This is a genomic window from Granulicatella sp. HMSC31F03 (assembly GCF_001807725.1).
In the GTDB taxonomy this organism is placed as follows: domain Bacteria; phylum Bacillota; class Bacilli; order Lactobacillales; family Aerococcaceae; genus Granulicatella; species Granulicatella adiacens.
The window spans coordinates 14,430-29,095 of record NZ_KV790846.1 but is presented as its reverse complement, the minus strand read 5'-3'; the positions used below and the strand labels follow the sequence as shown (position 1 = coordinate 29,095).

Below are 14,666 nucleotides of genomic sequence, written 5' to 3'. Positions count from 1 at the left end.
TTTTTAGTTTGCTTTTCAAGACTTAATCTTTGTTTTTTTTGGATGGATGTGCTATCTTTTTGATTGTTGAAAAATAAATAAAAGGTGGTTAAACCAATGAAAAAATGGATGAAAGCTGGTTTCGTTGCTGTGGCTACATTATTAGCAGCATGCGGAGCAAACACAACAAAAACACAAGAAACAACTGTATCAGTTTCAGATGCGCAAGCAAACTGGGATAAAATTGTTGAATCTGGTGTCATTAAAGTATCAACTGCAGGTACTTTATATCCACAATCATTCCATAATGATAATAATGAACTAACTGGTTACGATGTGGAAATCATGAAGGAAGTTGCGAAGCGTTTAAACCTTAAAGTTGAATTTACGGAAATGGGTGTTGACGGAATGTTAACAGCATTAGATAGTGGTATGACGGACATCGCCAACTATTCAATTGAAGAAGGTGCGAAAAACTTCGATGACTATTTACACACTACACCTCATAAATACTCATTTACATCAATGGTTGTTCGTGGAAGCGATAATTCAGGAATCCATTCTTGGGCTGATGTAAAAGGTAAAAAAGCAGCTGGTGCAGCAAGTACAAACTACATGAAGATTGCTAAAAAACTTGGTGCTGAATTAGTTGTTTATGACAACGTAACAAATGATGTATATATGTCTGATTTAGTAAACGGACGTACAGATGTAATTATCAACGATTACTACTTACAATCAATCGCGGTCGCTTTTGCTAAAGATAAATATGACATTAAGATTAACGAAGGTGTTTACGCAAACCCTTATAGTTCAAGCTTCTCAATTTCATTAAATAACACTGTATTACGTGATAAGTTCAATGAAGCGATGGATGCAATGAAGAAAGATGGAACATTGAAAAAAATCTCTGAAAAATTCTTCGCTGGTCAAGACGTAACAGAACCTAAAGAATTCAAAACAGAAAAAATCGATATTTCAGATGTAGACTAATATGTTAAATAAAATCTTCGATATCAGTATTGCGATTAACAATTTTTGGTTTATTCTTAGTGGATTAGGATATACATTAGGAGTCGCATTAACAAGCTTCGTATTCGGAACGATTTTAGGATTTATTCTCGTATTAATGAGACGCTCCAGATTTCGTTTTCTACGTTGGGTTGCAACGTTTCATGTGTCCTTTATGCGTGGAACACCAACGCTAGTGTTTTTATTTTTACTATATTTTGGTTTACCATTCTTAAAAATAACGTTACCCGCTTTAGTCTGTGCTCTCCTTTGCTTTAGTATTGCAAGTAGCGCGTATATTTCTGAAGTATTGCGTTCGGCAATGGATGCAGTGGATAATGGCCAATGGGAAGCAGCGATGTCTCTTGGGATGAGTTATCGTCAAACTTTACAAAAAGTAATCGTACCTCAAGCGTTTCGAATTGCAATCCCACCATTAAGTAATGTGTTACTGGATATGATTAAAGGATCATCACTTGTTGCGATGATTTCACTACCTGATATTTTCCAAAATGCGAAAATTGTAGGTGGTCGCGAACAAAACTATATGACGGTTTATATTTTAGTAGCAATTATTTACTGGATTATCTGTTTGCTTTTCGAACAAGGGCAACGATATTTAGAAAAGAAAATGGCACTTTAATAGAAAATAGTACAGAGAACTGTGTAACAGCAGTTCTCTTTTTTATAGAAACGTTGAAACTATTTGAAGTATAAGAGTTTCTTCGTTAAAATGAATAGGACTCTAAAGAACATTGGTTATCGGAAAGGACACTTATGAATACAAAAACTATTTGGGAGCAACACGGCTTCCACACATTAACACCGATACAAGAAAAGACACAAGAACTGATTAAAGAGGGGACAGATATCGTAGCCATCTCACCAACAGGGACTGGGAAATCATTAGCGTATGTCGTTCCTATTTTGGAAAGAGTAAAAGCAGATAGGACATTGCAAGCTCTTATTGTAGCGCCTTCACAAGAATTAGCCCAACAAATTGGAACAGTAATTAGAGAATGGAAATCTCCAGAAATCCGTGTGCAAGTTTTAGCAGGAGGAGCAAACGTTAAACGACAAGTAGAGAAGTTAAAAGAAAAACCAGAAATTGTTGTCGGAACACCTGGTCGACTATTAGAACTTTCTAAACTTCGTAAATTAAAGCTTCATCAAGTAGAACTACTCGTATTAGACGAGGCAGATTATTTACTAGACCCGGAGCAATTGAATAATACGAGAGAACTTGTAAAAAAACTTCCTTCTGAAAGACAAGTACTTTGTTTTTCAGCGACAAAGAATAAAAATTTAGAAGAAGTGAATAAATGGATTAATATGCAACCGACTTTTGTTGAAGTTTCAGAGGGAAACGCTGCGCATGCGAATGTAATTCATGGATATATTGAATGTCCAACTAGAAAACGGGATGAGGTATTAAGAAAGCTCGCTTTCTCAGAAAATGCAAACCAAGCATTAGTTTTCGTTAATTCGATTGCAAACGCTGCATTACTCGGAGAAAAGTTATCGTTTCATCAAGTCCCAGTTGCACTTTTATCAAGTGATGCTCATCAAACGGAACGTAAGAAAGCTATTGATTTATTTAAAAAAGGCCAGATTCCGTTCTTACTTAGTACTGATGTAGCACAGCGGGGACTGGATATTGAAGATTTACCACTTGTTATTCATTATGATATTGCAGACTCAACAGATCAATATACACATCGATCTGGTCGCACAGGACGAATGGGGAAAGATGGTTTAGTTCTGAGTCTAGTGAACGACCGTGAACTAAGAGACTTGAAGAAAGTTGCTGGAAAACATAAACTAGTTCCATTCGAATTATATGCAGGACAATTAAAACCAGTTGAGCAATTGAAGAAGAAAGAAGGAAGTTCTAAGAAACCAATTCAGAAACGAAAGAAGGGGAATAAGAATGGAAATCATCGAGGATTTAAAAAGTCAAATTAGTTTCTTCGGATTTGAAATGACAGATACCGATAGCTTAATAGCTTTAGATAAAGGAGAACAGAACTTTGTACTCTTTTGGGCTAAAGATGGTTTCGTTCTGTTTGAAACTTCTAAAGAAGGTGTTTGGAGAGCAAATAGACCCATCGTTATTCCTTCAAATCGTATTCAAAAAGTTTCTTTTGAAAAGAGGCTCTTAGGAAATCCGAAACTAATATTGCAATATTTAGATAAAGAGGAGACTTTCGTTGTACCGATGAAATGCAGATTTCATCAAAATCAAAAAACAGAAGTAAAGAAATTCATTAATACAATAGAAGGATTAAAAGGGTAGTTGTATGGAAAGTATAAGTTCACCTAAGAACGAAAAAATTAAGGAGCTTGTTAAACTTCAGACTGCAAAAGGTCGTAAGAAAGCAGGGATGTATCTTCTTGAAGGGGAACACCTTGTTGAAGAAGCGATTAAAGAAAGAGCTCAGATTAAGTTGATAGTGGTTACCAGTAATCGTCTTGAAGACTATAAAAATCTGTTAGCCCAAACAGATGTACAGGTGCTAGTTGTATCACAAGACGTCTTCCATAAGTTATCAATGACGGAGACGACTCGAGGGATTTTAGCAGTTGTTGAAATTGTTAAGCAGGAGATATTACCTCATAAAGGTCGTTTCATTGTGTTAGACGCTGTTCAAGATCCTGGTAATTTAGGAACGATTGTAAGAACGGCTGATGCTGCTGGTTTTGATGCGGTTGTTTTAGGGACGGGGACGGTTGATTTATATAACGACAAAGTTCTTCGCTCCATGCAAGGAAGTCATTTTCACATTCCCGTTTTCCAAGCGAACTTACAAGAATACTTGCCAATACTCAAAGAGAAGGGTGTTCAAGTGGCTGTTACAGCATTGCATCGAGATTCAAAGGATTATTCAGTCTTACAAGGAGCAACAGATGTAGTTATTGTCGTTGGTAATGAAGGCCAGGGAGTCTCTGAGGACGTGATTGATTTAGCGGATGTCGTAGTGACAATTCCGATGTTTGGAAAAGCTGAATCACTGAACGTAGCGATTGCTTCAGCTTTATTAATGTATAAAACGAAAGAAACGAAGGAGTAATAAATGGATAATAGACCAAATCCAATGGGAAGAAAACGTCCCATTCTTGATACTGTTAAAACTATGACAATTATTTTCTTTGCTTTAAGTGCCATTGCAGCTTTATATGATTTTGCCTTAGCTGCGAGAGTACTAATCATGGCGATAGTAATGTTGGTCATCTATACCATCATGTTATTTTCAAAAAAGCATAAATTAGATGATAGAGAAAAAGAAACCGAAGAGTCGTAATGAAGCTGTAAAATCGATTGACAGAATATTCGTCTTTAGGTATAATAATTTAGTACTGTTTCAGTAGCTCAGCAGGATAGAGCATTCGCCTTCTAAGCGAACGGTCGGGGGTTCGAATCCCTCCTGAAACGCTAAATTGAAAGAGCATTATCAAATTTAATTTGATAATGCTCTTTTTTGTTTTTAAATTAGTGAAATGAAGGTAAAAAAAGGTTAGATTGTGAATAATTAAGGTTATATTGTGAAATATTTCATTCTGTTTCAAAATTTTAGTACAGCAGATATAACTGTTATAACACATCTTTCACAACTTACATTGCCTTAAAATAGCGATTATAACAATACTTAACAAAATCTTTGTATTTTTTTACACTTATGTATTGCACTTAGATTTAATTGTGTTATAATATTTGTGTAGATAGCTGTTATAAGTTTCACAACCAATTATCTAAGGAGGAAAAATTTATGGAACAATGGAACGGTTTCAAAGGTAAAGTATGGAAAGAAGAAGTTAATGTCCGTGACTTTATCCAAGAAAACTACACACTTTATGAAGGAGACGACAGTTTCTTAGCTGGTCCTACAGAAGCTACTAAAGCTTTATGGGCACAAGTAATGGACTTGAACAAACAAGAACGTGAAGCTGGTGGTGTCTTAGATATGGACACTAAAGTTGTATCAACAATCACTTCACATGGTCCTGGTTACTTAAACAAAGATTTAGAAACAGTTGTTGGTTTCCAAACTGAAAAACCATTCAAACGTAGCTTACAACCATTTGGTGGTATTCGTATGAGTGAGCAATCAGCTGAAGCTTACGGATTCAAGATTGATGAAGAAATTTCTCGTATCTTCCGTGACTGGCGTAAAACTCACAACCAAGGTGTATTCGATGCTTACACTCCAGAAATGCGTGCAGCTCGTAAATCAGGTGTTATCACAGGTTTACCAGATGCTTATGGACGTGGACGTATCATCGGTGACTACCGTCGTGTAGCTTTATACGGGGTTGATCGTTTAATCGCTGAAAAACAAAAAGACTTCGCTAATATTGGCGATGGCACTATGTCAGACGATGTTATTCGTTTACGTGAAGAAGTTTCAGAACAATACCGTGCATTATTAGAATTAAAAGAATTAGGTAACATCTACGGATTCGATATTTCTAAACCAGCTTCAAACGCTCGCGAAGCTTTCCAATGGTTATACTTAGGATACTTAGCAGCTATTAAAGAACAAAATGGTGCGGCTATGTCTCTTGGACGTACTTCAACATTCTTAGATATCTATGTACAACGTGACTTAGAAAACGGAACATTAACTGAAGAACAAGCACAAGAGCTTGTTGACCACTTCGTTATGAAATTACGTTTAGTTAAATTCGCTCGTACACCTGAATACAACGCTTTATTCTCAGGAGACCCAACTTGGGTAACTGAATCAATCGCCGGTGTTGGTGAAGATGGACGTCCATTAGTAACTAAGAACAGTTTCCGTTTCTTACACACATTAGTAAACTTAGGACCAGCTCCAGAACCAAACTTAACAGTTCTTTGGTCAACTCGTTTACCAGAAAACTTCAAATTGTTTGCAGCTAAAACTTCTATTCAAACTTCTGCAATCCAATATGAAAACGATGATGTAATGCGTCCTGAGTGGGGTGACGACTATGGAATTGCTTGCTGTGTATCTGCTATGCGTATCGGTAAACAAATGCAATTCTTCGGAGCTCGTGCTAACTTAGCGAAAACATTATTATATGCAATCAACGGTGGTATCGATGAAAAATCTAAAGCGCAAGTTGGTCCTAAATATCAACCAATCACTTCAGAATACTTAGATTACGAAGAAGTAATGGCTAAATACAACGATATGATGGAATGGATTTGTGGTTTATACTTAAACACATTAAACATCATCCACTATATGCATGATAAATACAGTTACGAAAGACTTGAAATGGCATTACATGACACTGAAATTCTACGTACAATGGCAACTGGTATCGCTGGATTCTCAGTAGCAGTTGACTCATTATCAGCTATTAAATATGCGAAAGTTAAAACTATTCGTGATGAAGATGGCGTTGTTGTAGACTATGAAGTAGAAGGCGACTTCCCTAAATATGGTAACAACGATGACCGCGCTGACGAAATCGCAATTTGGTTATTGAAAGAATTCATGACTAAAGTTAAAAAACATAAAACTTACCGTAATGCTAAACATACAACTTCTATCCTTACAATTACTTCTAACGTAGTTTATGGTAAGAAGACAGGTAACACTCCTGATGGACGTCGTGCCGGCGAACCATTTGCACCAGGTGCTAACCCAATGCATGGTCGTGACACACACGGAGCATTAGCTTCATTGTCATCAGTTGCTAAAGTACCTTACAAATATGCATTAGATGGTATCTCAAATACATTCTCAATCATTCCTAAAGCTTTAGGACGTGAATTAGATGTACAAGAAGAAAACTTAGTTTCTATGTTAGATGGTTACGCTTCAAAAGGTGGTCACCACTTAAACATCAACGTATTCAACCGTGATACATTATTAGATGCTATGGAACACCCAGAAGAATACCCACAATTAACAATTCGTGTATCTGGTTACGCAGTTAACTTCATTAAATTAACTCGTGAACAACAATTAGACGTAATCAACCGTACAATGCACGAAAGCATGTAATCTTAAGGTGTGAGGTCGACTGTTCTGAAATAGACCACTGGAGGAAAATTCAAGAGGATGCAAAGCATCCGACGGAATTTTTCGAAGTGGAGGTATTTCAAGGAGACCGAACCGAATTACACAAAGTGTGAGGTCAACTGTACTAAGGAGACCGAACTAGATTACGAATGGTGTGAGGTCGACTCGCAAAATTGCTGAAATTAAGAAAACGGATGGGCAAAATCGTCCATCCGTTTTTTAATCGAAATGCCCTAAAGGACACGAATTGTGATATACTAGAAGAGAAAAGATAGGAGGAATAATGATGAGTGAACCAGTAACTGGATATATTCATTCTACAGAGAGTTTTGGTTCTGTAGACGGACCAGGTATCCGTTTTGTAACCTTCATGCAAGGTTGTCGTATGCGTTGTGAGTTTTGTCATAACCCAGATACTTGGAATATTGGGGGCGGTCATCCGATTACTTCTCAAGAATTACTCGATCAAGCATTGCAATATCGTGCATTCTGGGGACGTAAAGGTGGCGTAACTGTCAGCGGAGGAGAGCCTTTATTGCAAATTGATTTCTTAATCGATTTCTTTAAACGTTGTAAGAAAGCTGGAGTGCACACTACATTAGATAGTTGTGGAATGCCATTTACGTATGACGAACCATTCTTTTCAAAATTCGAAGAGTTATTAGAATATACAGATCTTATTTTATTGGATATTAAACATATTGATGATGAACAACATAAGAAATTAACAGGATGGACGAATAAAAATATTCTTCAACTAGCAGAATATTTATCAGACAAAGGGCAACCCGTATGGATTCGCCATGTGTTAGTTCCAGAACGTTCAGACTATGATGAATATCTCATCCGATTAAGTGAATTTGTAAGTAAACTGAAAAATGTATTGAAGTTTGAGATTTTACCGTATCATAAATTGGGTGTATATAAATGGAAAAATTTAGGGATTCCATATAAATTGGATCATATTGAACCACCAACTCAAGAACGTGTGGATAACGCTCGACGAATTTTAAGAACTGATGATTATAAAGGATTTTTAAATGCCTAACGAAATAACTGTTATAGTGTAAAAGCTATAACAGTTTTTTTATGTTCAATTTTTATGTATAAGTGCATTTTTTGTTGGTTTTAATTGGTAATTATGTTAAAATTGTCAATGTAAATTTAAATAGAGAGAGGCCATAAAATGAGTAAATTATTAGTTTTCGGACATCAAAATCCAGATACTGATGCAATTACATCAGCAATTTCATATGCTTTCTTATTACGTCAATTAGGTGAGGATGCAGAAGCAGTTGCCTTAGGGACTCCTAATGAAGAAACACAATATGCATTAAATTATTTCAAGAAAGAAGCTCCTCGAGTTATTGGGGATGTTTCACAAGAGACAAGCCGTGTTGCTTTAGTGGATCATAACGAAGTACAACAAAGCGCAACTGGCGTACAAAAAGTAGAAGTTGAATTTGTAGTGGATCATCACCGTATTGCAAATTTCCAAACAGCAAATCCTTTATTTTATCGTGCAGAACCTGTTGGATGTACGAATACCATTTTGTACAAAATGTATAAAGAATATGGGGTTGAAGTTCCTAAAGATATTGCTGGATTAATGGTATCTGCCATTGTTTCGGATACTTTATTATTCAAATCTCCAACATGTACACAACAAGATATTGAAGCAGCAACCGATTTAGCCAACATTGCTGAGATTGATGTTAATGTCTATGGGCTAGAAATGTTAAAAGCCGGAACAAATCTTGGTGACAAATCTGAAGCGGAGTTAATTGACTTAGATGCTAAATCATTCCCAATGGGGGGAGCGAATTTACGTATTGCTCAAGTAAATGTTGTAGACCCTGAAGAATTATTAGCTCGTAGAGAAGCCTTAGAAGAAAGTATGAGAGCTGCAAATTCAGAAAATGGATATGATACTTTTGTTTTTGTAATTACAAATATCTTAACAAGCGTTTCAACAGTTTTAGTTGTAGGAGATTATAAAGACAAAGTTGCCCAAGCGTTCAACTCAAGCTATACAGATGGATTACTTACATTACCAGGAGTTGTTTCTCGTAAAAAACAAGTAGTACCACCATTAACTGTTGCTTTTGAAGGATAAAATTTTGAGTGGGTGAGGAACAATTTTATTCCTCCCCATTTTTTTGTAAAGGAAATAAATCATGCGTAATTTGATACAATTTATGAAAGATTTTGTTGTTCCACAGTCAAAAAAAGAGTGGACGATTTCTTTAATTTCGATTACAGTTCGAAATTTAACCGTAATGAAAAAATTTTATACACAAATATTAGGTCTTTCTGTTTTGCAAGAATTTGATAATGAAGTTTTGATTGGTCATGGTAGAGGGAGTATCCCACTTTTTAAACTAGTCCAAGGAAATGGTGACTCTGATTCATTTTTAACAACCTATTCTATAGGGTTTCGTTTGACAAAATCTTCTCAAATTGGTGAATTGATGAACCATTTTATTATGGAAGAACAAACGATTATAGGGTCAGGATTCGATGGTTATACAACTAATTTTTATATTATGGATCCAGAGGGAAATCGATTGAAATTTATGGTTGTTGAAGATAATTCTTCTCAAGAAGTGGATCAATATCTAGAAGGAAATGAAATGAAACGTTCGTTGCACGAATTTATTGATGGAATTGATGGAGCTTCTGAAGGATTTCCCGCAAGTGCGAGAATTACGCAACTTCATTATAATGTGATGGACGTAGAAGCAACAACTGAATTTTTAATAAACAACTTCTCGTTTAAAACAACATATGATTATGTAACGAAGCGAAAAAACTTTAAAGTAAACCGTGATGGATATTCATTAGCTATAAATTCCTGGAATGAAAGGAATAAGAATAGTAAGAGTATTTATGGGCTTTCCATGATTGAATGGCGAGTTCCAAATATGAAGGAACTAGAAAATCTTGTTCTCCATTTAGAAATGAATCAAGTTCCTTTTCATTATCATGATGCCTATTTAAAAGTCCCTACGAAAGATGGGATAGAATATTGTTTCAAAGTAGGTGATCATTCATGAGCTTACTTGAGAAATACTCATATCGTAAATACCGTAAAAATAAACTATTTCGTCACTTTATTTCAGTGATTGCCGTTATTATTTCGGGATTTTTACAAGCATTCACATTAAAAGTATTTATCCAACCTTCAAATTTACTTTCTAGTGGTTTTTTGGGTGTTGCAATTTTAATAAATCAAATATCCGAATTATTTGGTGTAGAGTTATCCATTTCGATTTTATTAATATTACTCAATATTCCTGTGGCCATTTTATGTTATAGAGGGATTAGTGCTCGTTTTACGTTTTATTCGATTCTTCAAGTTTTTGTTGGAAGTTTCTTTATTCGTGTTTTAAATTTTGATCCTTTATTTGTCGATGACACTATGTTGAATGTAATTTTTGGTGGAGTATTAAACGGCTTGTATGTTTCGCTCGCACTGAAAGGGAATGCTTCAACAGGGGGAATGGATTTTATTGCATTATATGTTTCGAATAAGAGCGGAAAAACCATCTGGCAACAAGTATTCTTATTTAATACATTATTACTTGTAATATTTGGGGCGTTATTTGGATGGAGAAATGCAGGTTATTCGATTATATTCCAATACATTTCTACGAAAGTGATTAGCACATTCCATCAGAGATATCATAGGGTTACATTACAGATTACGACTCGTTATGGGGAAGATGTTATGCAATCTTATTTAAAGAATATAAGGCATGGAATATCATGTGTGGACGCTATTGGAGGATTTAGTCGAGAAAAAATGTATCTATTACATACAGTAATTTCATCTTATGAAGTTATGGATGCCGTAGCTGTTATTAAAGAAGCGGATCCTCGTGCGATTATCAATCAAATTAGTACAGAAAACTTTTATGGAAGATTCCATAGAGAACCAGAGTAGGGAGGTAATTAAACTGCAAGCTATTTCTAAAAAAGATATTTTAAAATCGTTTATGCTCGTAACTTTAGGCTGTTTTTTATTTTCATACACTATTAACGCTGTAGTAATAGCTAATCATTTTGGTGAAGGTGGCCTTACGGGAGTAACACTTCTTATGTTCTATACGCTAAATATTGATCCTGCATTATCAAGTCTAGTTTTAAATGTTTTTTTATTAATCGTCGGTTATCGTTACTTAGAGAAGAAAACAATGATTTATACAATTCTCGCCGTATTTGAATTACCGATGTTTCTAAAATACACTCAGGAATGGCCAGTATTTGTGCCTGAGAACCTAGTAGTAGCCTCAGTTGCTGCTGGTGTATTTGTTGGTATTGCTTTGGGACTTGTTATTTTAGGAAAAGGCACAACTGCTGGAACAGATATTATTGCAATGATGATGAATAAATATCTTGGGTGGCCAGTTTCATCTTCATTATTGGTAATTGATACCATTGTTGTCACTCCTTTAGCATTTGTAATAGGATTTGAAAAGGCTGTTTTAACGTTAATGATGCTATTTATTGCAAGTAAGGTCATTAATTTTATTCTCGAAGGATTTAACCCACGAAAAGCTATAATGATTATTTCAAATCAGTACGAACTAATTGGTCAAACAATTCAAGAGCAATTAGACAGAGGAATCACGGTTCTTGATGGGCATGGATTTTACTCAAAAGATAAAAGACAAGTTCTTTATGTTGTAGTGAATCGTCAACAATTAATGCCAATTCAACGCATCATTCATGAAATAGATCCGAACGCCTTTGTTATTATTACAGATGTAAATCAGGTCATTGGAGAAGGATTTACTTTCTACTTTGACGACAGTGGAAATAAATTTTTGCATTAAAAGGATGGGGAGTATGAAAATTAAGAAAGCTTTGGGAATTTTTATAGGTTTACTTTTTATGAATGGACAAGCGGTTTTAGCAAATGAAAATCAAACAGAATCAACAGTGAATAAAAATGTTACTGAAGAAACTACTACCGTTGCAAAGCCTGAAAAAGATGAAGTCACTACAAAAGAAACGGTATTGAAAAAGAAAGAAGAGGCTCCTAATAAAGAAAAAGAAGTGAAACGCACCGGATGGATGAAGGATTCAAATGGGATTTGGTACTATTATAATCAAAATGGTGTTCTAGAGACTTCTAAATGGATTGGGGACTATTATTTAGAACATAATGGTCAAATGGCGACAAATAAGTGGGTAGATGATTATCGCTATTATGTTGATTCTTCAGGAAAATGGATACCAGGAAAAATCAAAAAAACCGGTTGGAAAAAGGAAGATGGTTTTTGGTACTATTATGACGTACAAGAAAATCTTACTCGAAACAAATGGGTCGATTCTTATTATTATTTAGGATCTGATGGGAAAATGAGTGTTGATAATTGGGTTGATAATTACCAATATTACGTCGATAAAGATGGTGTTTGGGTCCCAGGAAAGAAAAAAGAAAATTGGATTAGATTAGATTCTATTTGGTATTTCTATGAAAATGGATTACCAGTAAGAAATGTATGGAAAGGAAATTACTTTCTACAAGAAGATGGCACAATGGCAACGAACAAATGGGTAGATGATTATCGTTATTTTGTTGGTGATAATGGTGCTTGGATTAGAGATAAGAAGATGAAATCTGGATGGGTAAAAGAGAATGGTTATTGGTACTTTTACGAAGGAAAAGAATCTCTAGTTAAAAATGCTTGGAGAGGTAATTATTACTTGGGTGAAACGGGAGAGATGCTCGTTAATCAATGGGTCGATCAAAATCGATACTATGTCAATGAGGATGGAAAATGGATTCCAGAAGCCCAAAAAGGGAAAGATGGATGGAAACAAAACTCTTCCGGTGATTGGTATCATTTTTCAAATGGTATTCCTTCCCGAAACAAATGGGTCGGAAGTTATTATCTTTTAGATGATGGAAAGATGGCAACCAATAAATGGGTAGATAATTTTAAATATTATGTAGGTTCTGATGGTGCTTGGGTTTCCAACATTAGCGAAGCTAAGAATCGTAAAGAAATCTTACTGGATTTAGCTCGAGGCTTTATTGGAGTAGAACAGTATAATCCTCTTCACCAATATTTGGTTAATCAATATAATTCTGGACCAAGTAGTTATAGTGGATATAAAGTACAAAGCTGGGATGATTGGTGCGATGTTTTTGTTTCATCTATGTACCAAATTGCGGGAATGATTGACCTTATTGATAAAGAAGCGTATGTTCCTTATCACATAAATATTTTCAAAAATAAGAGAATTTGGATTGGCAAATCAACACCAAGAGCTGGAGATATTGTAACTTTTGACTGGAATGGTGATGGTCTTGCAGATCATATTGCAATTGTTGAAAAAGTAGAAGATGGGAAAATCGTAACTATTGAAGGAAATACCACGGAACATTTGAATGTTGATGAGTCAAAAGTAGTGCGCCACACTCATCGCTTATCCGCATACTATATCATTGGGTACGCTCGTCCTAACTATTAATTTATGTTATAAAAAACCAGTCATTTTTGACTGGTTTTTTATCTTTTTTTATTGCTCAAAAAGCACTCAATTCAGCGTATATTAACGGTTGATTTTAGTGAAAAATTCCCAGTGTTGTGTTATTATAAATTAAATCAATAAAATGATTAAATTTATATAAAGGAGGTAGCTTTATGGTAGGGATTATCATTGCAAGTCATGGTGAATTCGCTGACGGGATAAAACAATCTGGTTCTATGATTTTTGGAAACCAAGAAAAAGTTGAATCAGTTACATTTATGCCAAGTGAAGGCCCTGAAGACTTACAACGTAAACTGCGTGAGGCTGTTGATAAACTAGAGACAGAAGAAATTCTATTTTTAGTAGATTTATGGGGAGGAAGCCCATTTAACCAAGCAAATATTTTGTTCGAAGAAGATCCTGAACATCGTGCAATTGTTGCTGGTTTAAGCTTACCAATGCTTATTGAATCGTACGCTAGTCGTTTTTCAATGAATACTTCTCATGAAATCGCAAAGGCAATTGCACCAACTGCGATTGAAGGAGTTAAGATTCGTCCAGAAGCTCTTCAACCAGAAGAGAAGAAAGAGGAAAAATCTGCACCTTCAGCACCTGTTACTAACGGAGCCATTCCAGAAGGAACAGTTATTGGAGACGGGAAAATTAAATTTGTTTTAGCTCGTATCGATACTCGTTTGTTACATGGACAAGTAGCTACAAGCTGGACGAAAGCAACAAATCCAAACCGCATTATCGTAGTTTCTGATAAAGTTGCAAAAGATGATTTACGTAAGAAATTAATTGAACAAGCAGCACCTACTGGAGTTCGTGCTCATGTGATTCCACTCAATAAACTAGTTGAAGTTTATAACGATCCACGTTTTGGGGATACAAAGGCATTATTATTATTCGAAACACCGCAAGAGGCTTTAGAAGTTATTGAAAAAGGTGTTCATATTGATGAATTAAATATTGGATCAATGGCACACTCTGTAGGTAAAGTTCAAGTAAGTAATGCATTATCATTAGACCAAGATGATGTGGAAACTTATAAAAAATTACGTGACTTAGGTGTTAAAATGGATGTTCGAAAAGTTGTTTCGGATTCTCCTGCCGACATCTTTAAATTGATTGAAGCAAAGTCTAACGAAGGCTTGAAACTATAATAGAGAGATA

The 14,666-nt window shown here is 35.3% G+C and carries 14 protein-coding genes and 1 tRNA gene; all 15 read left to right on the top strand.

Going from position 1 to position 14,666, the window contains the following annotated elements:
- The first annotated feature begins 96 nt into the window (after positions 1-96).
- The 15 genes from HMPREF3106_RS01705 to HMPREF3106_RS01635 all read left to right on the top strand — a co-directional run bounded on the left by HMPREF3106_RS01705 (position 97) and on the right by HMPREF3106_RS01635 (position 14,656).
- Positions 97-972, top strand: a complete 876-nt coding sequence (locus HMPREF3106_RS01705) for a transporter substrate-binding domain-containing protein (RefSeq protein ID WP_039848758.1) — start codon at positions 97-99, stop codon at positions 970-972.
- 13 nt (positions 973-985) lie between these two features.
- Entirely contained in the window at positions 986-1,633 is a 648-nt protein-coding gene (locus HMPREF3106_RS01700) for an amino acid ABC transporter permease (protein ID WP_065427327.1), read from the top strand.
- Between the two features lie 134 nt (positions 1,634-1,767).
- Positions 1,768-2,955: a DEAD/DEAH box helicase gene (locus HMPREF3106_RS01695; protein ID WP_049555611.1), complete on the top strand. Its 1,188-nt coding sequence runs from the start codon at positions 1,768-1,770 to the stop codon at positions 2,953-2,955.
- Positions 2,921-3,286, top strand: coding sequence for a hypothetical protein (locus tag HMPREF3106_RS01690; protein WP_005605332.1), 366 nt, complete (start codon positions 2,921-2,923; stop codon positions 3,284-3,286). The genes HMPREF3106_RS01695 and HMPREF3106_RS01690 overlap by 35 nt, the downstream gene beginning before the upstream one ends.
- A gap of 4 nt (positions 3,287-3,290) precedes the next feature.
- The gene (locus HMPREF3106_RS01685) at positions 3,291-4,061 is read left to right on the top strand and encodes a TrmH family RNA methyltransferase (RefSeq protein ID WP_070443997.1); all 771 of its coding nucleotides are present in this window, start codon (positions 3,291-3,293) and stop codon (positions 4,059-4,061) included.
- A gap of 3 nt (positions 4,062-4,064) precedes the next feature.
- Positions 4,065-4,292 carry a hypothetical protein gene (locus HMPREF3106_RS01680; RefSeq protein ID WP_049555609.1) on the top strand — a complete coding sequence of 76 codons (228 nt, stop codon included), beginning with the start codon at positions 4,065-4,067 and terminating at the stop codon, positions 4,290-4,292.
- Positions 4,293-4,349: 57 nt separating this feature from the next.
- Positions 4,350-4,423: transfer RNA gene (locus tag HMPREF3106_RS01675), tRNA-Arg, on the top strand.
- 334 nt (positions 4,424-4,757) lie between these two features.
- Positions 4,758-6,986: a formate C-acetyltransferase gene (gene pflB / locus HMPREF3106_RS01670; protein WP_005605338.1), complete on the top strand. Its 2,229-nt coding sequence runs from the start codon at positions 4,758-4,760 to the stop codon at positions 6,984-6,986.
- Between the two features lie 304 nt (positions 6,987-7,290).
- Positions 7,291-8,052, top strand: coding sequence for a pyruvate formate-lyase-activating protein (gene pflA / locus HMPREF3106_RS01665; protein WP_039848759.1), 762 nt, complete (start codon positions 7,291-7,293; stop codon positions 8,050-8,052).
- A gap of 138 nt (positions 8,053-8,190) precedes the next feature.
- Positions 8,191-9,120 (top strand): manganese-dependent inorganic pyrophosphatase, encoded by a 930-nt coding sequence (locus HMPREF3106_RS01660; protein ID WP_070443994.1) that lies wholly within the window; start codon positions 8,191-8,193, stop codon positions 9,118-9,120.
- A gap of 61 nt (positions 9,121-9,181) precedes the next feature.
- Positions 9,182-10,060 (top strand): VOC family protein, encoded by an 879-nt coding sequence (locus HMPREF3106_RS01655; protein ID WP_070443991.1) that lies wholly within the window; start codon positions 9,182-9,184, stop codon positions 10,058-10,060.
- Positions 10,057-10,950, top strand: a complete 894-nt coding sequence (locus HMPREF3106_RS01650; RefSeq protein ID WP_005605346.1) for a YitT family protein — start codon at positions 10,057-10,059, stop codon at positions 10,948-10,950. Before HMPREF3106_RS01655 ends, HMPREF3106_RS01650 begins: the two co-directional genes overlap by 4 nt.
- Positions 10,922-11,842 (top strand): YitT family protein, encoded by a 921-nt coding sequence (locus HMPREF3106_RS01645; protein ID WP_083281570.1) that lies wholly within the window; start codon positions 10,922-10,924, stop codon positions 11,840-11,842. Before HMPREF3106_RS01650 ends, HMPREF3106_RS01645 begins: the two co-directional genes overlap by 29 nt.
- Positions 11,843-11,855: 13 nt before the next feature.
- On the top strand, positions 11,856-13,490 hold the full coding sequence (locus tag HMPREF3106_RS01640) for a CHAP domain-containing protein (RefSeq protein WP_070443988.1): 1,635 nt from the start codon (positions 11,856-11,858) through the stop codon (positions 13,488-13,490).
- A gap of 173 nt (positions 13,491-13,663) precedes the next feature.
- A complete protein-coding gene (locus HMPREF3106_RS01635; protein WP_005605352.1) occupies positions 13,664-14,656 on the top strand; it encodes a mannose/fructose/sorbose PTS transporter subunit IIA in 993 nt (330 codons plus the stop codon).
- Positions 14,657-14,666 lie beyond the last annotated feature (10 nt).

What these genes read in the sequence shown, in the direction of transcription:
- HMPREF3106_RS01705 (WP_039848758.1), top strand. Translation starts at nt 97, where the DNA reads ATGAAAAAATGGATGAAAGCTGGTTTCGTTGCTGTGGCTACATTATTA.
- HMPREF3106_RS01695 (WP_049555611.1), top strand. Translation starts at nt 1,768, where the DNA reads ATGAATACAAAAACTATTTGGGAGCAACACGGCTTCCACACATTAACA.
- HMPREF3106_RS01690 (WP_005605332.1), top strand. Translation starts at nt 2,921, where the DNA reads ATGGAAATCATCGAGGATTTAAAAAGTCAAATTAGTTTCTTCGGATTT.
- HMPREF3106_RS01685 (WP_070443997.1), top strand. Translation starts at nt 3,291, where the DNA reads ATGGAAAGTATAAGTTCACCTAAGAACGAAAAAATTAAGGAGCTTGTT.
- HMPREF3106_RS01680 (WP_049555609.1), top strand. Translation starts at nt 4,065, where the DNA reads ATGGATAATAGACCAAATCCAATGGGAAGAAAACGTCCCATTCTTGAT.
- pflB (WP_005605338.1), top strand. Translation starts at nt 4,758, where the DNA reads ATGGAACAATGGAACGGTTTCAAAGGTAAAGTATGGAAAGAAGAAGTT.
- pflA (WP_039848759.1), top strand. Translation starts at nt 7,291, where the DNA reads ATGAGTGAACCAGTAACTGGATATATTCATTCTACAGAGAGTTTTGGT.
- HMPREF3106_RS01660 (WP_070443994.1), top strand. Translation starts at nt 8,191, where the DNA reads ATGAGTAAATTATTAGTTTTCGGACATCAAAATCCAGATACTGATGCA.
- HMPREF3106_RS01655 (WP_070443991.1), top strand. Translation starts at nt 9,182, where the DNA reads ATGCGTAATTTGATACAATTTATGAAAGATTTTGTTGTTCCACAGTCA.
- HMPREF3106_RS01650 (WP_005605346.1), top strand. Translation starts at nt 10,057, where the DNA reads ATGAGCTTACTTGAGAAATACTCATATCGTAAATACCGTAAAAATAAA.
- HMPREF3106_RS01645 (WP_083281570.1), top strand. Translation starts at nt 10,922, where the DNA reads ATGGAAGATTCCATAGAGAACCAGAGTAGGGAGGTAATTAAACTGCAA.
- HMPREF3106_RS01640 (WP_070443988.1), top strand. Translation starts at nt 11,856, where the DNA reads ATGAAAATTAAGAAAGCTTTGGGAATTTTTATAGGTTTACTTTTTATG.
- HMPREF3106_RS01635 (WP_005605352.1), top strand. Translation starts at nt 13,664, where the DNA reads ATGGTAGGGATTATCATTGCAAGTCATGGTGAATTCGCTGACGGGATA.